General features: G+C 44.1%; 19 protein-coding genes. 8 read left to right on the top strand and 11 right to left on the bottom strand.

The features are described from left to right. Nucleotides 1–25: 25 nt before the first annotated feature. Entirely contained in the window at nucleotides 26–1102 is a 1077-nt protein-coding gene (locus tag DK188_RS03320) for a phosphotransferase enzyme family protein (RefSeq protein ID WP_111669344.1), read from the bottom strand. A 168-nt stretch (nucleotides 1103–1270) separates the two neighbouring features. Here DK188_RS03320 and DK188_RS03315 point away from each other — a divergent pair, with 168 nt between their 5' ends. Further along, nucleotides 1271–3046, top strand: coding sequence for a sodium:solute symporter family protein (locus DK188_RS03315; protein ID WP_111669343.1), 1776 nt, complete (start codon nucleotides 1271–1273; stop codon nucleotides 3044–3046). A 75-nt stretch (nucleotides 3047–3121) separates the two neighbouring features. Here DK188_RS03315 and gldD read toward each other — a convergent pair whose 3' ends face one another. Next, entirely contained in the window at nucleotides 3122–3697 is a 576-nt protein-coding gene (gene gldD, locus DK188_RS03310; protein ID WP_111669342.1) for a gliding motility lipoprotein GldD, read from the bottom strand. 76 nt (nucleotides 3698–3773) lie between these two features. On the opposite strand from gldD, the gene DK188_RS03305 reads away from it, so the two are divergent. Beyond that, nucleotides 3774–4304, top strand: coding sequence for a DinB family protein (locus tag DK188_RS03305; protein WP_111669341.1), 531 nt, complete (start codon nucleotides 3774–3776; stop codon nucleotides 4302–4304). A gap of 139 nt (nucleotides 4305–4443) precedes the next feature. Here DK188_RS03305 and DK188_RS03300 read toward each other — a convergent pair whose 3' ends face one another. The 4 genes from DK188_RS03300 to DK188_RS03285 all read right to left on the bottom strand — a co-directional run bounded on the left by DK188_RS03300 (nucleotide 4444) and on the right by DK188_RS03285 (nucleotide 9355). Further along, a complete protein-coding gene (locus tag DK188_RS03300) occupies nucleotides 4444–5691 on the bottom strand; it encodes an NAD(P)/FAD-dependent oxidoreductase (protein ID WP_111669340.1) in 1248 nt (415 codons plus the stop codon). 87 nt (nucleotides 5692–5778) lie between these two features. Beyond that, nucleotides 5779–6783, bottom strand: a complete 1005-nt coding sequence (locus DK188_RS03295) for a 4-hydroxyproline epimerase (RefSeq protein WP_111669339.1) — start codon at nucleotides 6781–6783, stop codon at nucleotides 5779–5781. 147 nt (nucleotides 6784–6930) lie between these two features. Beyond that, the gene (locus tag DK188_RS03290; RefSeq protein ID WP_111669338.1) at nucleotides 6931–8376 is read right to left on the bottom strand and encodes an aldehyde dehydrogenase (NADP(+)); all 1446 of its coding nucleotides are present in this window, start codon (nucleotides 8374–8376) and stop codon (nucleotides 6931–6933) included. Nucleotides 8377–8464: 88 nt separating this feature from the next. Then, nucleotides 8465–9355: a dihydrodipicolinate synthase family protein gene (locus DK188_RS03285; protein WP_111669337.1), complete on the bottom strand. Its 891-nt coding sequence runs from the start codon at nucleotides 9353–9355 to the stop codon at nucleotides 8465–8467. 178 nt (nucleotides 9356–9533) lie between these two features. Between DK188_RS03285 and DK188_RS03280 the strand changes: the two genes are divergently transcribed. From DK188_RS03280 to DK188_RS03255, 6 genes are all read left to right on the top strand, one after another. Next, the gene (locus tag DK188_RS03280) at nucleotides 9534–10394 is read left to right on the top strand and encodes an AraC family transcriptional regulator (RefSeq protein WP_111669336.1); all 861 of its coding nucleotides are present in this window, start codon (nucleotides 9534–9536) and stop codon (nucleotides 10392–10394) included. Between the two features lie 216 nt (nucleotides 10395–10610). Continuing rightward, a complete protein-coding gene (locus DK188_RS03275; RefSeq protein ID WP_111669335.1) occupies nucleotides 10611–11159 on the top strand; it encodes a hypothetical protein in 549 nt (182 codons plus the stop codon). A gap of 20 nt (nucleotides 11160–11179) precedes the next feature. Further along, nucleotides 11180–11398 (top strand): hypothetical protein, encoded by a 219-nt coding sequence (locus DK188_RS03270; protein ID WP_111669334.1) that lies wholly within the window; start codon nucleotides 11180–11182, stop codon nucleotides 11396–11398. Between the two features lie 212 nt (nucleotides 11399–11610). After that, the gene (locus DK188_RS03265) at nucleotides 11611–12204 is read left to right on the top strand and encodes a hypothetical protein (protein WP_157963154.1); all 594 of its coding nucleotides are present in this window, start codon (nucleotides 11611–11613) and stop codon (nucleotides 12202–12204) included. Between the two features lie 4 nt (nucleotides 12205–12208). Further along, nucleotides 12209–12721, top strand: coding sequence for a hypothetical protein (locus tag DK188_RS03260; RefSeq protein WP_111669332.1), 513 nt, complete (start codon nucleotides 12209–12211; stop codon nucleotides 12719–12721). A gap of 223 nt (nucleotides 12722–12944) precedes the next feature. After that, a complete protein-coding gene (locus DK188_RS03255; RefSeq protein ID WP_111669331.1) occupies nucleotides 12945–15119 on the top strand; it encodes a bifunctional alpha,alpha-trehalose-phosphate synthase (UDP-forming)/trehalose-phosphatase in 2175 nt (724 codons plus the stop codon). An 86-nt stretch (nucleotides 15120–15205) separates the two neighbouring features. Here the strand turns inward: DK188_RS03255 and DK188_RS03250 are convergent, their stop codons facing one another. From DK188_RS03250 to DK188_RS03230, 5 genes are all read right to left on the bottom strand, one after another. Further along, entirely contained in the window at nucleotides 15206–16987 is a 1782-nt protein-coding gene (locus tag DK188_RS03250) for a glycoside hydrolase family 15 protein (RefSeq protein ID WP_111669330.1), read from the bottom strand. A 209-nt stretch (nucleotides 16988–17196) separates the two neighbouring features. Beyond that, nucleotides 17197–18771 carry a M1 family metallopeptidase gene (locus DK188_RS03245; protein WP_111669329.1) on the bottom strand — a complete coding sequence of 525 codons (1575 nt, stop codon included), beginning with the start codon at nucleotides 18769–18771 and terminating at the stop codon, nucleotides 17197–17199. Nucleotides 18772–18788: 17 nt separating this feature from the next. Further along, nucleotides 18789–19271 (bottom strand): GNAT family N-acetyltransferase, encoded by a 483-nt coding sequence (locus tag DK188_RS03240; protein ID WP_111669328.1) that lies wholly within the window; start codon nucleotides 19269–19271, stop codon nucleotides 18789–18791. Between the two features lie 44 nt (nucleotides 19272–19315). After that, nucleotides 19316–19753 (bottom strand): UPF0158 family protein, encoded by a 438-nt coding sequence (locus DK188_RS03235; protein WP_111669327.1) that lies wholly within the window; start codon nucleotides 19751–19753, stop codon nucleotides 19316–19318. Nucleotides 19754–19844: 91 nt separating this feature from the next. Continuing rightward, nucleotides 19845–20492, bottom strand: a complete 648-nt coding sequence (locus DK188_RS03230) for an alpha/beta hydrolase (protein ID WP_111669326.1) — start codon at nucleotides 20490–20492, stop codon at nucleotides 19845–19847.

Genomic DNA, 20492 nt, shown 5'->3' with positions numbered 1-20492 from the left:
AGGTTTTGCTGGCAATTGTCAGAAATCAAAAATCCAAGCCTGTCACTTTGGTCCAAACATCTCTTAAAGACGGTCTATTTTTTTGCTGACTCTGGAGGAAAATCATCTGATTTTTTGCCCGGTCAAAATTTTGCTCCGGATAACTGACGCGGTAGTAAATATTGCCCTGCAAGTGATCTGTGAAAAAACGCAAACCCATGATGAGGGTCATGATTTCACCTCCAAAAAGCAAGGATCTTGCCTCCTCAATCGAAGCAAAATCTTTTACTCCCTCCCAGTACCCTTTTAGCAATTCTTCGAAAATCTCAGGATGCAACTGAATTCCCTCCCATTGGATGGATGTCTCGGGAAGACTGCAGGCTACAGTCCTGACCAAATCTCCAAAATCATACATTAGGAATCCGCCCATGAGGGTATCGAGATCAATCAGAGCCTCCACTTTACTGAGATCTTCTGAAAAAATCAGGTTGTTGATTTTCGTATCATTATGCGTGACCCGAAGTGGTAAGTGTGCCAATTGATCCACGTACCATTTAATCAGCGGCACTTGGCTCAGATAAAATTGCAGGATATCACTTTCTTCTGGAGTCAATTCTGTTTTTTTTAACGCTACCTCCTTCAATTTTTCAAAACGAAGATCCAAGCGATGAAAATCAGGAATTGTCTCTTGCATTGATTTTCCAGTGATGGCTTTGGCCCAACTGGCAAATTCTCCATAAGCCTGCGCGGCCTTGTAGGCTTCTTGAATCCTTTCGATTTGCTGAAGAGTTTTCCCCTTGACAAATGAGAACAGTCGATATTTTTTACCAGAAATGGCTGTCAACCCTTTCCCCTCCTTATTCAAAAGCGGTAAGGGAAGTAGATATGGCAATGCTGAATTTTGATTTTCTGCATGCGAACTCAATAGCGAAAGATTAAAATCTATCCGCTCCGGATAACGAAAAACAGACTCATTAAATCCCTGCAATACCCATCGGTTTTCGCCAGAACTGATCAAGAGGGTCTCATGGATTAATCCTTCACCCAAAGGAACGACACGAGGGTTCAGGTTTTCCAAAAAAGAGTAGGCAGAGGCTACTTGGGAGATTAGGTCTGAATTCATGGGACGAAAATAGCGGGAAGAAAGAAATTTTGCAGAATTTGAATCTGAGAAAAGTAAATGATCCTAGTAGGAACAAATTCACGCCCTATTTTTCAAAAATATTAAAAAAGCATTTCATCATTCAGAAAAAATTTTTGTTAATTGTCGGCCAAATTAAACCCAGACCTTATGAATGTGACCGCCTTGGATTGGGGCATCATTGCAGCCTTCTTTATCATCTCCCTTTTGATCGGATTATTCACTGCCAAGTCAGCAGGAAGCTCTGCCAAGGAGTTTTTCCTCTCAGGTAGAAACATGCCCTGGTGGCTACTTGGTGTATCCATGGTTGCGACCACCTTCTCTGCAGACACGCCCAATTTGGTGACGGATATTGTCCGAAAAAATGGTGTGGCAGGTAACTGGGCATGGTGGGCTTTTTTGCTTACCGGGATGTTGACTGTATTTGTGTATGCCAAGCTTTGGAGAAGATCAGAAGCGACGACCGACCTGGAGTTCTATGAAATGCGCTATTCCGGTAAAGGAGCGGCGTTTCTCCGAGGGTTCCGTGCCATTTACCTCGGTTTATTTTTCAATGTGGTGATCATGGCTACCGTTTCTTTGGCTGCGATCAAAATCGGCGGGGTCATGCTAGGACTCACTCCTGTTCAAACCCTCCTGATTGCTTCAATCGTCACTGTGGTCTATAGTTCTTTAGGTGGATTAAAAGGGGTATTACTGACAGACTTTTTCCAGTTCTTCATCGCAATGATTGGCTCGTTTGGAGCAGCTTACTATATTCTAGACTTACCGGAAATTGGCTCGCTGGGGAATCTTTTAGCCAATGACGTGGTCGCAACCAAGCTAGATTTCCTTCCCGATTTCAGTGATCCCAACATCTACATTCCTTTGTTTATCATGCCTATTGCCATCCAATGGTGGGCAACATGGTATCCGGGTGCTGAGCCTGGAGGCGGGGGATACATTGCTCAGCGGATGCTATCTGCAAAAGATGAGAAAAATGCAATCGGAGCTACCTTATTCTTCAACATTGCGCATTATGCACTGAGACCTTGGCCGTGGATTTTGATTGCTTTGGCATCTTTGATCGTCTACCCGACGATTGCTGATCTTCAGGTTGCTTTTCCCGACATCCCAGTAGATAAGCTTGGGGATGATTTGGCTTACCCAGCCATGCTGACTTTCCTGCCGACTGGCTTGATCGGAATCGTGTTGGCTTCGTTGATTGCGGCGGTGATGTCCACACTCTCCACTCACCTAAATTGGGGCTCTAGTTACATTGTCAATGACTTTTACCTCAGGTTCATGAAGCCGCAAGCTTCAGATAAGGAACTGGTGGCAGTAGGCAGGAGCTCCACAGTATTGTTAATGGTGCTTTCAGCCATTCTTGCTTTGGCGCTTTCTTCTGCGCTTGACGCATTCAATATTTTGCTCCAGATCGGTGCAGGTACAGGTTTGATCTTTATCCTTCGCTGGTTTTGGTGGAGGATTAATGCTTACACTGAGATTTCTGCAATGGCAATCTCCTTTGTAGTTGCGATCTTTTTCGAAGTGATTAATCCAAAAGTAAATTGGATCCTGATCCCTGAAAATCAAGCCTATTTGAAACTGGTATATTCAGTTTCGATCACTACAATTGGCTGGCTTTTGGTGACGTTTTTGACCCAACCTGAAAAGGACGAAATCCTCCTGTCATTCTACAGAAAAGTAACTCCGGCTGCCTATGGCTGGAAAAAAGTTCTCGACCGATATCCTGCCGAAAAGCAAGAACAAGGAAGGCTTCCCAAAGAAATCGGGTTGATGCTCACTGGAACTGTAATGGTATATGCCGCACTCTTCTCGACGGGATTTTTCATTTATGGAAATATGCTGCCGGGATTTATAGCCGCGGTGGTTGCTTTGACAGGAGGATTTGTGATCATTAAGTCTTGGAAATCGATGCGCTAATGGACTTGCGCATTTAACCTAAAAAACCTGCTTCAAATGAATTGAGGCAGGTTTTTTTTTCAGTTCGCTGACTTTTCAATCAATAAACTTTACTGAATTCATCAAGTGAGCCATGTCAATTTTGATGTATTCGATGACCGGCGCCAAGGAATCATTTTTCATCGCTGTATTGAAATACAAGGCTCCTCGAAGGAAATGATTGGTCGAATCTGTGACAAAAAACTGAAACTGTGTGGGTACTTCTCCAGAAAGCTCGGCAACAACTGCTGTATACCCATTTGGGGTAAGGAGAATTCCCTCTTCGATACCATAAGCTTTGATCTGATGCTTGGCCGTCAGTTTGAACGCATCATTCGAAAGGGTCTCAAATTTGGTGTTTTCTTCATCAATCTTCTTATAAGTCAGATGGACCTTAGCTCCAAAATCTTTGTAATTAAGGTTAATCCATGCTGTCTCGGCAAGATTAAAAGAATCTGGCTCCACCTGACTTGCTTCAGAAAATTCCAGCTCGTAGGGGTAATCCCCACTCAATTTTTCGTAGCGGTGATTGGGTAAGTCTATCTTATTGTATCCGGGAGGTTTGGGAAGCCAAGTCTTTTCGCAAGAGCTTATTCCTATCAGGATCAACGCGAAAAACAGATTTTTTTTCATGAATCAAAATTAGGCTTTCCATTTGATTTGACTGGACAATAGCTGAACTTTAACATTCCACCAAAATCATTTACCTATGAATAAGTCAGTTAAAACAACTTTTGTCGCACTTTTTTCTGCGACTTTGATGCTCTTCGGAGCAATGGCCCAAGCTCAGACCACCAAGGAAGAGTTTTTGAGCAAATGGGAAAACAGCAAAAAATTCACCCTTGATGTCTTGGCAAAAATGCCTGACTCAGGGATGGATTACAAAACGGATCCCGGAGCCATGTCTTTCAAGGAGCAAATTCATCATATCGGAGTCGCCATTGTGGGGATTTCACAGGGATTTCTAAAAGGTGCTGCAGATACTCCAAGTTTGGATTTGGCTACTGCTGACCGGGCTGCCTTGACGGCATTTGTGACCAAAGCCTATGATTATGGAGCTGCAAGTGTTAAAGCACTGAGTGATGCTGATGCAGGTGAAAAAATCGAGGTATTCGGCAACACCGTAAGTAGACGCCAAGTCGAAGCGCTTTTGATGGATCACAGCACCCATCACCGAGGTTCTGCAATCGCATATCTCAGAGCTAAAGGCGTCGAGCCGCCTGCATTTGTAGGATTCTGAGTTTACTATTCACGTGATTTAACCCTCTCAGGAATGACCGCTTGAGAGGGTTTATTTTTTAGGACGATTCAAGGAGTACACTTTTTGTGAATTCAAGCCCAACCTAGACCTGCGTCATGTGAATTGGTTGATTGCACTTTTAACTATACCGCCCTACAGCAAATCCCTGAATTTCTATCGACGAATCTTTCTGCTGATGCAGTTCGGCTAGAATTTTACCCGTGGCAGGAGCCAAAGAAATTCCCATCATGGAATGTCCACTGCCTACGAGTACATTGGAACAGGTAGGTGAAAAGCCGATGTAGGGAAGTCCGTCTGGAGAGCAGGGACGCAAACCTTTCCAAATCTGATTTTCTTCAGGAAACTTAGCTTCAAAATCGGGATAGTAACGATTAATCGATTCAAAAATCCCCTTCACCCGATTCATGTTTATGGACTGATTCGTTCCGGCGATTTCCATCGTACCCCCAAAGCGGATCGTTTCTCCATAGGGACTTACAGCCACCTTTTGTTCAGTCAAAATCGTGGCCTGTTTGATCTCAGGCCGGTTTTTTTGGATAAACGAATATCCCTTTCCCCCCATCATAGGGAGGGAGAACCCCAGCATTCTGGCCAATTCACCCGACCAGGATCCACCACAGAGCAATACTTTGTTCACCTCGATTTTTCCCTTGTCGGTAATAACTGCGTCGACATTCGACGCTGATTTTTCAAATCCTAAGACTTGAGTCTGGGTCAGGAATTTTACGCCCTTTTCCTCCAGATACTTTTTCAAAAAGCTATACAAAGCCCCTGGATCCAAGTGGGCATCACCTGGAAAAAGCACTGCACCCCGAGCTTTGAGTTCCAGATTTGGCTCTACTTTTCGAAGATCTTCCGGACCTAGAATTTCCGCCTCGAGTCCGTACTTTCTGGCGAGGTGAGCAAATTCCACCTCCTCCTTTTCCATCGATTCGGTCTGATAGGCCATCATTAGCCCTTTTTCCACCAAAGCAATTGCAGATTCTGGATGCTCCTGACGAAAATCCAGATACAGTGCTTTACTGAGCAGGCTAAGATTCTTAAGAAATGGAATGGCCTTTTTTACTTGCGTCTCGTTGGCTGCCTTAAAGAAAAGCATGCACCATTGGGCAAGTTTGAAATCGAGTCGAGGATGAATGTAAAATGGGCTTTTGGAAGAAAACATCCAGGAAATCCCTTTGGTAATCATTCCCGGAGCTGCAAGAGGGATGATATGACTGGGAACAATCATACCGGCATTTCCAGTGGAGCAATTATCCTTCAAATCAGTTCGATCAATAATCGATACTTCAACTCCTTCTTTTTGAAGAAAGTATGCAGAGAAAAGTCCGACGATTCCGCCGCCGATGATAAGTGTTGGCTTCATTTGAAGTATCAAGTAGTAAGTATCAAGAGGTAAGACAGTTTGGTTACTGCAAGTCTTAATACTTAGGTTTTATGTCCAGCGTCTTTTTTAAATTACTTGAAATCCATGAACATACGGGTCGTCGTCGTCCAGAATGATGGTATTGTATCCGTAAACTTTTGCCCAGCCTTCGATGCTTGGGACGATGGCAGGTTTGCCTGCGATTTCTGTTACTTCTTCAATCCTACCGATAAACTTGGAACCGATGAAGCTTTCATGTACAAACTCATCACCCGGTTTGAGCCAGCCTTTGGCAAACCACTGTGCCATCCGTGCAGAAGTACCTGTGCCACAGGGTGAACGATCAATTGCTTTGTCTCCATAGAAAACGGCATTTCTGGCCGTGCTCGTCGGATCAAGCGTTTTTCCTGTCCAAAGGACATGCGAAAGTCCTCGAATCCTATCGTGCTCCGGGTGAACAAAGTCGTATTTTTCATTCATCTTTTGCCGGAGATTTCGTGCCATGGAGATCAGCTGTTCGGCTCGGTAGTGCTCGATTCCATGAAAATTGTCCTGTGGATCGACAATGCAGTAGAAATTCCCCCCATAAGCCACATCCACGGTCAATTTTCCGAGTTCATCAGTTTCAATTTCCAGATTTTCGGCAGCGAGGAAGCTTTTAACATTAGTCAGTTTGACTGATTTTACCTTTTTCCCTTCTTGCTTGTATTCAACCAAAACCAAACCAGCCGGAGCCTCCATTCTCAGAAAACCCGGAGTTTTGGGATGGATCAAGCCCTCCTCGATAGCGATGGTGATCGTGCCGATCGTACCATGACCGCACATCGGGAGGCAGCCTGAAGTCTCGATGAATAGGACTGCAAAGTCATTTTCAGGATCATGTGGAGGGAAAAGCATCGAGCCCGACATCATATCATGACCACGCGGCTCAAACATCAATCCGGTACGGATCCAATCCAGATTTTCTAGAAAATATTGGCGTTTTTCCAGCATGTTATTTCCTTTCAGAAAAGGAACACCACCAGAAACTACCCGAACGGGATTGCCACAGGTATGGGCATCTATGCAACTAAAGGTATGGCGGGAAGACATTTTTAATTCGATGGTTTTAGAAATATGGTAGAAATACTTAGAAATAAACTTCGCTTCGCTCAGTGAAATATTCCAGTCCATCTCAGGCAGAGCGATCCTATTTTGTCCCGCTTGCGGGACTTATTTCCATGATGGTTTGATTGTATTTCACTTTTTAAATTCTCCATTTACCAATCGCATAATTCCCAGAGGATTACCATCCTGAAGAGCATCCGGCAATAATTCCTGAGGCATGTCCTGAAATGCAATCGGACGGGCAAATCGCTTGATTGCGTACGCACCAACCGAAGTACTCCTAGAATCAGTAGTGGATGGATAGGGACCGCCGTGCTGCATGGCATAGCCTACTTCAACTCCCGTTGGCACACCTTTAAACAGTAATCGCCCACACTTTTCTTCTAGGAGATTGATCAGTTCACCATGGGCTTGCAGTTCTGGCGTATCTGCCCAAAGTGTAACCGTCAACTGACCGTGAAGTTTATTGGCAACAGCTATCAAATCTGCCTCAGAATCATAGACGACCATCATGGCAAACGAACCAAAGACTTCCTCTTGGAATTGATCGTCGCTTAACCAATCCTGCACGCTGATCTCAGCCAAAGCCGGACTTGCATTGATGAGATGCTTGGCATCAGGTACTTTGACCCAATTCAGTTCAGATCTGAGCTGAAGTTCTGTCAATGCCTTGTAATACGAATCCGCGATACCCTCATGAAGCATGGGTGCAGGGGACACGCCTGTGATAGCTTCTGAAATTGCATTGGAAAAGCGATCAGAAAGGCTTTTTGGCACGAAAATCAAACCGGGATTGGTACAAAATTGCCCAGCGCCTAATGTAAGCGAACTGACAAAACTTTGCGCCAGCGGAACCAATTCATTGGCAAGACGCTGAGAGAAAGTGAAAATCGGATTGACTGAACCCATCTCCGCATATACGGGGATTGGCACCTCCCGATTACCAGCGATATTGAATAATGATTTACCTGCAGAAAAGGATCCGGTGAATCCAACTGCCTTTGCCAAGGGATGCTTGACTAGATCTTGACCCATTTTTACCCCACCTTCCACATGGGTAAAAACTCCTGCCGGCAGCTCAGATTTTTCCAATGCTTGGGATATACACTGTCCCACAAACTTTGAGGTATCTGGATGCGCAGGATGCCCTTTGTAAATGACAGGACATCCTGCTGCCAAAGCAGAAATAGTATCCCCTCCAGCTGTAGAGAAGGCCAAAGGGAAATTACTGGCACCAAAAACAACCACAGGGCCAAGAGGAGTCAGCATTCGCCGAATATCTGCCTTAGGAAGTGGTGCGCGATTAGGATCTGCAGGATCAATAGTGGCTTCCACCCAACTTCCCTCTCTGACCAGATTGGCGAAAAGTTTAATCTGGCCAATCGTCCTGCCCAATTCACCGTTGATTCGCCCCTCCGGAAGGTTGGATTCTTTGCAGGCCATCAGCACAATAGCACCTCGGTTGGCCTCAAGTAATTCGGCGATTTTTTCCAAAAAATCAGCTTTTTTCGTTGCTGATAGGTTTTTATAAGTCAAAAATGCCTGTTGGGCTTCGTAGAAAATGGTGTCGAGATTCATGGAAATAAAAGGTTATAAATTGAAAGATTGAATTAAGACGGGAAACCGACGTCAGAAGACAAGCTCCGTCTTCAAGCTTCCTGCTTTTTTACAATTTCGGCCTTTTTGCCAAGCCTTCGGTAATTATTCGCTCAATTCTTTCTCGTTCTTCACCGATCAAGGTCAACCGTGGAGCACGGACATGCTCGGAACCGATCCCACAGTGCTGCTCGGCTAGTTTGATGTATTGAACCAATTTAGGGTGAATGTCGAGTTCCAAAAGCGGTAAAAACCAACGATAGATTTCTCTTGCTTTTTCATTTTCACCAGTTTGGACCAGGTTATAAACGGCGACAGTTTCCTTAGGGAAAGCACAGACTAATCCTGCAACCCATCCTACAGCTCCCATCAGCAATTCTTCCATCGCCAAGGTATCCACGCCGCATAGAATCTGGAATCGGTCTCCAAATCGATTGATCATCCGGGTCACATTGGAAATATCCCTTGTTGATTCCTTTACCGCCTGGATATTGGGACATTCGGCCAATTCGGCAAACATATCCAGTGTCACCAAAGTCTTGTAATCCACTGGATTGTTGTAGATCATCATTGGCAAGGTGGTGGAGTTGGCGACGGTTTTGAAGTAGGTGACTACTTCTCGGGCATCTGCGCCATAGCGCATCGGAGGCAAGATCATCAATCCTGAGGCGCCGAGTTCTTCCGCCTTTTTGGCCCAAAAAAGTGCATCCTGAGTCGCTCCTTCGGCGATATTGAGGACCACGGGAACTTTGCCCTTGATGTAGTTAACCGTTTCCCGAGTGAGGGTGATTTTTTCTTCCTGAGATAGCACTGAGCTTTCTCCCAAAGTCCCTCCAAGTATGATCCCGTGAACTCCGCTTTCCAGCTGGAAGTCCAGGTTTTTGAAAAATAAATTCATATCGAGACTTCCGTCTGCGTGAAATTTGGTCGTGACTGCGGGGAATACGCCTTTCCAGTTCATAGTTTATTGAGTTTAGCCTCAGGACTTACTGAGGACAGATGAAGGTTCAAATTACACACTAAAGGTATGGAGCCCGGATGCAGCAGTCTTTCACTGGATTAATCTATATTAATACAATATTGACCAAATTTTATGACCTTACTTTTGATTTGTCTCAAAATGATACCATTTTTAACCTATGGCAAAAGTAATTTCCTTTCAAGTCCCCAAATCCCAAAAGGAATTTGTGCGGTATCAAGAGGATCGCGGTAGGCATTTCTACGACAAACTTCATCAACATCCCCAATTGCAGTTGACAGTTATTCTAGAGGGAAAAGGTCAGTTTCTCAGTGGGGATTATGTGGGGAGGTTTCAACCTGGTGATGTTTTTTTTCTAGGGGAAAATGTACCTCATGTCTTTCGGAATGATTTGGAGTTTTTCGAACCTGACACAGCACTTTGCTCGAAAGGGAATACGGTATTCTTTGATTTGGCTACGCTGGGCAAAGCTATGGGAGAGGTGGATGAACTTCAGCCTTTAAAAAAATTCCAAGAATATGCAGGTCTGTGCTTCCAGCTTGTAGGCAAGTCGGCAGAAACAGCAAAGCAGGTCATTTCAGATTTTGGTAAAAGTGAAGGCCTGAATCGGCTCCAGCTAGCGATTCAACTTTTATCTATTCTTGATCAGGCAGATGGCGAATTGCATCAGCTGAATGCATCGGTTTTGATGCGTGGCCTATCCGAGAGAGACGGCAGTCGCATGAATCAGGTTATGCAGTTTTTGCTTGAAAACCGTTTTCAGAAAATTACACTAGAACAAGCCGCATCCAAAGCGAACTTATCCAAGGAAGCATTTTGTCGGTTTTTCAAACTGAGGACCCGAAAAACTTTCACCCAATATGTCGTTCAGCTTCGAATCAATGAGGCTCAAAAACTTCTGGTTGAGACTGATCTGGGGATCTCTGAAATCGCCTATCGTGTTGGCTTCGAAAATCTCTCCTATTTCAATCGAAGCTTCAAATCCATTGTAGGATTTTCCCCCAGAGCATGTAGGAATTGAGGTTCAACTTTCATAACACTGTAGGTCTTTTGCCTCTAAGTGGGGAATTTTTAACCGGGCAGATGGGTACTGGTTCCTTGCATGTATTTTTCCTCCGACTAGAGCACAAGACTCATTCTAGCTCTAAAGGGCATTTAATGGGAATTCATCGCATGATTTTCTAATTCAGGGCAAGGGGGCACTGCCTTTGGAGTGGGTAAGGTAAATAACGAAATCATGAAAAGAATTTACCTTTTAGCATTTGCTTTGACATTTAGTCTTCCTGCTTTTGCCCAAACGGAACGAAGTCTGGAAGAAATTGACCAATCCAACTCTTGGCTGAAAGTTGGCGGTCTGATCGCAGCACCCTCTGGACCTGTTTCCGATTATTCCTCATTTGTTTTTGGGATCGATGTTGCAGCTCAATTTTTGAGAACAAATAATTTTGGAGTCGGAGTTGCCACAGGATATTCCCAATACTTTGAAAAGTCTGAGGCACCGGGATATCAAGGCATGAATGATGGTTTCGGCGCTATTCCTTTAGGCCTTCTATTGCGCTATTATCCCCAGCCAGAAGGTATTTTCGTAGGTACTGATTTGGGTTATACCTTCCTGACAGGCGTGAGTTCCGAGAATAAAGGTGGTGCTTACATTCGGCCTATGGTAGGGTATCACAATTACAATTGGAATGTATTTGCCTATTACAATCACATCTTCAGACCTGAGACTACGATCGATGTACAGAGCATCGGAATCGCACTGACTCGTAATTTGAGATTTAATTGAGCTTAGGCTCAACTCTCCCAATGAAAAGAAATTCAATTTCAATCATCCTAGGTTTGGCGTTGCTCTTAGCACTTTCGTTGATTCATCAGGCTGCGGGCCAAAACAAAGGGCTCAACATTGATATTGACCTGAATACTGAGCCCGCTTGGTATGAACAACCCTGGGTGATCGTGGCATTATGCACAGCAGTTTTAATTGTAATTCTGTTTGCCTTTCTGAAAAGAAACAGAAAACATTAGCGGAAAAATTAAAAGGCTGTCTCAGGAAGGTCAACTGTCTATTTGCTGACGGTAAGGCATTCTAGAGGCAGCCTTTTTTTGTTTACACGCTTACTATTCACTCTAAAAAATATTTCGTACGAACATTAATTTTTTTTTTCAAGTAACTATTGGAAATAACTGATAGAATGAGGTATCTTGATCTAATTAGGACTTAGTTTAAAATTCGACTTTTGTCTAATTCACCTCTGAGAAAAGATCTCGCGCTCAGAGGAATGAAGCAATCGAGAATTTCGGCTGAGTATGAAAAATCAAGCTACAATCCGATGAAACGTGTTGTTATTTTTCTCTTTTGTCTTGCAAGTATTGAGGTTTTTGGACAGCAAGAAACGCCTATATCAATTCGTGAAAACTTCTTTAATTATTATCGCTACGAAAGTAGAGGGGCTCCCCTCAGGACTGAAGAGGTAAAAGCTGCCATGGCTAATTACCCAGAGACCCTGAAGAAATTCGAGACCGGTAGCCGAAATATGGAACTTGGAAAGGGAATGAAAATCGCATCAAGCCTACTTATCACTTCAGGTTTGGTGTATTTATTGGCTGATGATTTTTCGAGCCGATCTTTGAATGTTTTTATCGGCACCTCGATCGCAGGTATGGTTTTAGGTTTTGTGGCTCCTGGCATTCATGAAGAAGGCAAAGACAATGTCTCTCAAGCAATTCAGGAATACAACTACCAAATTCTCCGTAATCCTGATTACCTCCTGAAACCCACATCTTTCGAAGCTCGCAATCCGTACAGGTTGGCATGGACAATTCATTTCTGATCTTATGAAAAAACTTACGTTGTGTCTACTGATCTTAGTTGCCATTTCCTCAGAGCTGATAGCCCAAGAAAGTCCTTTTCTTCAGGTAGAAACCAAACGAAATTTTTTCAACCAAAAACTAATCGTTCTTGAAGGCCCAAAACAACTCCAAAAAGAAGAAGTAATGACCCTAATGGCTTCCAATCCGGAAGCATTAGTGCGCTATGAGCAGGCAATGAGAAAGCAAACTATCAGTGTAGCACTTTCAGCAGTTGAGGTAGGCCTTTTTGTCGGGACAATGGTCTTTATCTTTGCACCCCAGCAGCAATCCTCTACGATGAGTAACCTTTTTTGGCCACTTTCCATTGGGACAGTGGTAGTAGGTATAGCGAGTGGCGTCTACCGCCGATCTGCTGGAAACTTGACTCGAGAGGCAGTAGATTTGTACAATTTTGGAAGTCAAAATGGTCCTCCGGTGTATTTTCAAGACAATAGAATTGACCAGCCTATTTTTAGCTTTAAAATTCCCATACGGTAACTAAGCTGGTTTTTACCCCCTAGAAATCAACGTCGACTCTTCTATCCAAGCAAAATTGATCGACACCAGGGATCAACTTCAACAGGCCCGAATCCGTATTTTTTGGCTGATTTAGGAATATTTGAGTCAGAAAATCCAGAGCCTTTAGGCTGATTTTCGTATCTTTAACTATTCACCTTTTTGTTGAGGGATTCTCCCTTCTCATGTTTTTAAACTACCCACTATGTCAAAAACCATAATAGTTTCCAATCGTCTTCCTATCAGTCTGCGCCATAGAAACGGACGCTTTGAGTTCAAACCATCCGCTGGAGGACTCGCTACAGGGCTCGGTTCTATCTATAAAACTGGCGAAAATATCTGGATCGGCTGGCCAGGCAATACCGTCGAAGACCCTGAGCATCGGGCAGAAATTATCCTTGAATTAAACGAGCTAAAAATGGCTCCTGTCTTTCTGACCAAAGACGATGTGGAGCAATTTTACGAGGGATTCAGCAATGAGACCCTCTGGCCTGCTTTCCATTATTTCACCCAATACATGGTCTATAATCCAGAGCATTGGGAAGCCTATGTCCGGGTAAACCGGAAATTCTGCGATGCGATCCTGAAAAAGGCAGGGCCTGATGATACCATTTGGGTACATGACTACCAACTGCTACTGCTGCCTCAGATGCTTCGGGAAGCCTTGCCAGATGCAACAATTGCATTTTTTCAGCATATCCCATTTCCATCCTACGAAATCATCCGCATGATTCCTTGGAGGAAGGAATTATTGGAGGGAATGATTGGCGCAGATTTGATCGGATTCCATACGTATGATGACATGCGTCATTTTCTCAGTGCGGTAGGCAGGATCACTGGGCATTCGTCAGAGAGTGGCTATATCCAAGCCGAAAACCGCATCGTCAACGTGGATTCTTTCCCCATGGGAATTGATTATGACAAATTTGCCAAGCAGGCCAAAAGCAGAAAAACACAAAATATTGTCAAAAATTTCCGCCAGCAGGTAGGAGATCAAAAGCTGATCATTACCATCGATCGCCTGGATTATTCGAAAGGAATCCCAAAGCGAATCCATGCTTTTCATCAGCTGCTCAAAGAGAAAAAAGACCTCCACGGCAATGTCTCCATGATCATGATCGTAGTCCCAAGTCGAGACAAAGTCCAGTCTTACAGAGAATTAAAAGAAGAAATTGACTTACTCGTAGGCCGGATCAACTCAGAATACTCGACGCTGAATTGGGTGCCGGTACATTATTTCTACCGAAGCTTTCCTTTTGAAGAATTGAGTGCTTTCTACAGCATGTCTGACATTGCGCTCGTTACACCACTCCGTGACGGGATGAATCTGGTGTGCAAGGAATTTGTAGCCAGTAAAACCGACCAAACCGGGGTATTGATTTTATCTGAAATGGCAGGAGCTTCCAAGGAACTTCAAGATGCGATTTTGGTCAATCCAAATGACCAACAGGCCATTATAGACTCGATCTACAATGCCCTCACCATGAAGCCCGAGGAACAAAAACAGCGAATCACAACCATGCAGGAAAGCTTGAAGCGATATGACGTTTTCCAATGGGTCAAAGTATTCATGGACCGACTCGACCATGTCAAGTCCAAGCAGGCTGAGCTCAATTCCAAGGATGTGGATGCCAAAATCATCTCTGAAATCCAGGCAAAATTCAAATCCGCAAAGAAACCTATCCTTTTCCTGGATTACGACGGCACTTTGACCGGTTTCACTTCCAATCCTCAGGACGCTGTACCGGACAACGAACTGAAATCAATCGTAAAAGGTCTGAGCGAAAAATCTCAGGTGGTAATCATCTCTGGCAGAGACAAAGACACGCTGGGTCGTTGGTTTAAGGGACAGCAGATCGATATGATCGCAGAGCATGGGGTTTGGGTCAAAATGAAAGGGTCCAAAGATGACTGGGAGCTCTACGCAGATGCGGATGATAGCTGGAAAGAAGACATCCGTACTGCCATGGAATATTACGTGCTGCGAACTCCCGGTGCATTCATCGAAGAAAAACACCATTCCTTAGTCTGGCATTACCGAAAGGTAGAAAGCGGACTGGGAGATCTGCGGATGAGAGAACTATTCAGCCATCTGAAGTACATGGCAAGAGGTCATAATCTCCAAGTACTCGAAGGTAATATGGTACTCGAAATCAAGCGACCAGATATCAACAAAGGCCGGGCTGCCACTGCATTGATGAAAGGCCATGAATACGATTTTGTCCTCGCTATCGGGGATGACTGGACCGATGAGGACACCTTCAAAGCCATGCCAAAAAATGCCTATTCCATCCGGGTAGGCTATGCTTATACCCAGGCTAATTACAACATCAAATCAGTCTCTCAGGTACGAAATTTATTGACCAAGATGATTCAATAAATCATTCTTTAAGCCAAAAAAGCCCGCCAGTTCGTCAAATCGACCATAACTCGCGGGCTCTTTTTTACCTTTCAAGATTCTCTGGACTACAGAAAATTTGGTCGATCCAATTTTTTTCCAATCCGAAAAGCCGCATTCATCAACCCAACATGGGAATAAGCCTGAGGAAAATTCCCCCACTGACTGCCCGTTTTTTGATCCACATCTTCCGAAAACAACTGGAGATGATTGCAGTAACGGGTGAGTGTTTCGAAACCCTCAATAGCTTCATCCAGTCGATTCACACAGGCTAATGCTTCGATGTACCAAAACGCACAGATCAAAAAGGTCGTCTCAGGAACTCCAAAATCATCCATATGCTTATACCGATAGAAGAGGAAATCCTTAGCCAGAAGCTCTTTCTCAAGTTCTTTCAGGTGGTTATTTGCCCGCTCGATGTCTTTGCCAAAATAGCCCATCGTGATCAGCTGAAGGGTGCTGGCGTCCATATGATTGGTCCCAATGGCTTGGGCGTATGCTTTTCGATCAGGGAGATAACAGGCCTCAATTTTTTTTGCTGCCTCATCCCGGAGATATATTGCTTTTTGATAGAGTGTATCATTTTTGAGCCGGGTTCCGATTTTGGCAGCAGCTGAAGCACCAGCCCAATGAAAGAGAAAAGTATAACAATGCTCTTGGGCAAGATTTCGAAATTCCCATAAACCGGCATCTTTCTCATGCATCGTAGCTTCGATTTTGTCCAGCAAGTTCATAATCATCGGTGCTGAAAAGCTTCGCTCCGACTCAGTGAATCGTTGATCGGAATAAAGCGGAAGAAGCGAAACCAACACCTGACCATACAGGTCATTTTGAATGTGAGTATAAGCCTGATTTCCAAACCGGACCGGCCTATTTCCAAGATATCCTGCTAATGTGGAGATCTCTTCAACTAAAAGTGAGTCTCCGGTGATCGAATACAACGGCTGATACCGCCCGTCAGATCCTACAGGTAGATTTTGGATAAATTCGAAGTATTTCTCGAGCTCTTCAAAGTGCCCAATACTGTTAAATGCTGTCAAAGTATAATAGCTATCCCGAATCCAGCAATAGCGATAATCCCAGTTTCGGGTGGATCCTGGTGCTTCAGGAAGAGAAGTGGTAGAAGCCGCTATAATCGCTCCGGTATCCTCATATTGGTGGATTTTTAGAATTAAAGCTGACCTTAAAACCAGCTTTTGATGAAAATTGGAGATGCTGGTAGATTTCACCCAAGACCTCCAATAGTCTACCGTGGATTTAAGGAAACGCTCAGCTGTAGTTTCAATAGAGGCCTCCAGAGGCCTGCCATAGGTGAGGACAAGGTAGATAGGTCGCTGAAGCGCAAATGCCTTTCCATCGCAAATGTAACTGAGTGGGGCATTGGTCGTCAACCTGACCTCTTGATCGATTCCCATGTAGCGGATGTGATTGCTTCCTTGGCTTGGACTTAGCTGAACATCACCTCGTTCGGTTACAGGTTGGCATTTGATTCGTATTCTAGGCGATCCATAGACCGGTTCCACTTTTCGGATCAGCATCAGGGGCTTGTAGTAGCGATCAAAGTTTTCAAACCTTGGCGCAAAATCTGTCACCCGAAAACAATCCTCTCCAGACACAATTTCGGTTTGGAGCACATTGGTATTCTCTAAGTAGGATTGAGTAGATTCAAAGCCACCTGATTCTGGCAAAATGGTAAATTCGCCGCCTTTTTCACGATCCAGCATTCCTCCAAAGATGAAATCCGAATCAAATCTTGGAAAACAGAGCCAACTGACATTGGTATCTTTTTCGATATGAGCGATGTAGGCACAATTTCCAATCAGGCCAGATTCGTAGGTGTGTTTTGACATGGTGTTTTATTTGGTTAAAAAAAGTGTTGGATACCGGGTCAAGGCAAAGAAAGTATACAGGAACACTTAATGCGAAATATTTTCAGCCAGATGCTGAAGTAACGACCTAACCCTAGTAAATAAATCGATTTGAGAAGGGAAAGTTCATTTCAACTAATAATTAATTAAAAATTAAAGCAGTAAAAACACAGCGCCAAACCCGAAAATCATCACCGTACCATCATGATCCAGCCATTGGGATCGATGACGGGAGGACTTGTACTTTTTACCTCCATTGCTTTTGGACCAAGGAGCACCCGCTGCAGACCTTCACTGGTCTCGACCTCCACCATCATCTGAAAATCGATATCCTGAAGCGAAATCGTATACCCAGACTTTCCTTTCTTACTTACTTTGAGTTTGGGTAAGTCCGTCGAATAGAGGTACAGCCCAAAGAATCCCTGAAGATCCTGACCAGTGTAGGTCTGGACAAAATCGGTAAAGTCTTCGGTAGTGACCCGATTCTGGTAAGTAAACCGTTCATCGGAAGCAAAAGCTTTGATCATAGGGAAAAAGACTTCATCACCCAAGATTCCACGCAAAGAATGAATCACCATAGCGCCTTTGGTGTAGATTTCAGGATGGTAGGCTTCCTCTTCGGTAGAATTCACGGGGCTAACCACAGGTTTGGCGTGAGGGATATTCTTGGCCTCTGATTTTACTTTTGCAAAATACACCTCCGGCCCGCCGTGTTCCCAGTAGAAGAGCCAATCTCCATAGGCTGTCAGGCCCTCGTGAATCCACATATCTGCCCAATCTCCAACAGACACTTTGTTTCCAAACCACTCGTGTCCCAGCTCATGATGGAGCAGCCAGTCGTAGCTCACTTTTCCCATCGGTACAAACTGGAAATTGTTGCCATAGGCATTGATCGTCTGATGCTCCATTCCGAGGTATGGAGTCTCCACTACTGCGATTTTATCCAGAGGAAAAGGAAAGGCACCAAAGTACTTTTCCTGCGTCTCCGTACTTATTTTTAATGCTTCGAGTAGGTCTTTTGCTTTATCCCTGTTTTCCTGAAGTACCCACACATGCATGGGTACCAGTTGTCCGGAAACAGACTTGAAATCCAGCTTTTCTTCGTGAAAAATCCCCATCGTAAAGTTGACGTTATACACGTTGATAGGATAGGTGGTGGACCAATGGTAGGTTATTTTATTGTTTTTTTCCACTGTCTCCACAAATCGGCCATTTGATGCCACAAAATACGGTTTGGGTACAGTGATGTGTATTTCGGCTCCCTCACTCGGTTCGCTGGAGGGATGATCCAATGCAGGCATGAAGATCTGCGAACCCTCTCCCTGTGAAGACAGCCCCATCCAATGGTTTTCCAATCCATCTTTCTCCCAGGTGAAGCCTCCTGTCCAAGGGGGATTTTGTGCGACCGGAGTCTTCCCTCCATAGAAAACCTGCACCTGATCACAAGTACAATCGACGGGAATGATGTCCAGGATATCGTTTTGGTGAGAAAATGTCATCTCTTTCCCATCCATCATTACCTTCTCCACCACATATTCATCAATGAGATTGAGTCGTATGGTGTCGAGTTTTTCTTCAGCAGAAAATGTGATGGTATTTGACCCTTTGATAGCTTGGCTCTCTGGAAATAGCTCCAATTCCAGACGATAGTGCCTGATCTTTAGCTTCTGCTGGATGGGATCTAAAGGCCCACCCCAATCCCAGTTTTGAGCCATTACAAATGGACTGAGCAGTGCAAAAAGAAGGAACAGCGTGAATTTTCGCATGGATTATAGCTTTTGTCTTAGGTTAGTCGGAATAGGATTTCTTTTAATGGCACACCAAAGTCCTCGCTTTGTTTTTCAGAAACTTTGCGAAAACCAAAGCTCTCGTAGAGATGAACAGCTGAATCCAGACCGGAAGTAGTATAAAGATAAGCTCCTGCATACCCTTTTTCATGATAGAATTCCATCCATTCACTGATCAACTTCCTTCCTAGACCGATCCCACGGTATTCTTTCTCCAAAATGAAATATCTGAGTTGCGCTAGATTCTTCGGACGGTGCATGAGCAACAGAAAGCCGACCATAATCCCCTGAACTTCCACTACCCACACCTTGTCCAGTTGGGAATCATATTGTCTGTAAAATTCTACTAAACTCTCCATCACATAGGCCTCAAAACCTAACCCGAATCCATGCTCCTGAGCGTAGATTTTCCCATGAAGCGCGGCGATTTGTCCCAAATCTCCTGAATTGAGGGTATTTCTGATGACTATCTTTGACATGATTCACAAAAGCAAAAGCCGCTTTGGATTCAGCGGCTTTGGTTTTATTCTTCTGAATAATTGAATGAGTCCACTTGCTCTTTGACCCAGTCTTCATACTTTCCTTTTCTGTATTCTGCCCATTCAGCCTTGTATTTGGATCCGTCGATCAGGAATTTAAATCCTGTAGAAGCCTTTGGTTTGCTGAGTGCATTGACCAGATCCTCTGCCAGGTTCCGCTCTTTCACTTTTCGGTCTATGAAGTCCTGCATCATCTGATGTTCTTGCGGGGCCTCCATTTTGGTGAATTCTGCAAAATTATCCGGATTTTCATCGATTTCGTCCAGTACGTCTTCTTCCGCCTCTGTGAGGTCATAGTTGAAGTAGTCCTCGTCATCGGGCATTTGATGAATCTTCTTCTTGTCTATCTGGTAGAAGCAGATCATTCCTTTAAGTAATTGGGTAGCAATATGGTCTACCTCTTTTTCATTAAGCGAAAGCATGGATGGGGTTCAAGATTTTTTATAAAAATAATGAAAGTTGAATTTCAACAATTTGTTTGAATGTTAGCAATACGAAGGCCAAAAAATAGCCTTATTTCTTTGCATTTATGATTTTATCCAAAACTTGAGCATCAAGTTCATGTCCCCCATCAAAAGTCAGCCGGATTACATCCTTTCCCAGACTCAGAATAAGGTCCTCCTGCTTTGCGATACTCTCTGGTGTAATTAGCTCATCCTTTGCTCCCAAAACCAAAATAAGGTTCGTTTCTGCAAAAGCAGCACCGGCTTGTTCTAGATTCAGATCAAGCGCAAATCCCCCAGCCCAAAGTACAAACGTGTCTATTTTTCCGTTCCATCGGCTTCCCCAGCGGGTAGCTGTGGCAGCACCTTGTGAAAAACCCAAAACTTTTATTTTAGGTTTCCCAGGATACTTTTCAAGAACCGAATCCAGCAACTGGTCCAGCAAGCGGTGGTTGTTGGCAATCGCTGTCTCCCGCTCATGCTTGGTCATCCAGTTGGCACCTACCCGACCCTGAAATCCCTCCAAATAATTGTAATTGGTTCCCTCGGGGGCTATGAATAAGCGGTGTTGAGAAAAAAATGAGTTGAATTTCCGAAGAAAAAACTCAGCCAGCTGTCCATACCCATGAACTACAAGCCAAATTTCATCCTCTTGATAAGTCGGTTCTTGAGACAAAAAATAATGAGATTCGTATTCGAACCGGATGGATTTTTTCAC

The sequence above is a fragment of the Algoriphagus litoralis genome, assembly GCF_003259255.1.
Classification (GTDB): domain Bacteria; phylum Bacteroidota; class Bacteroidia; order Cytophagales; family Cyclobacteriaceae; genus Algoriphagus; species Algoriphagus litoralis.
Note: the sequence above shows the minus strand (reverse complement) of the source record. Positions and strands in the feature narration are given on the sequence as shown.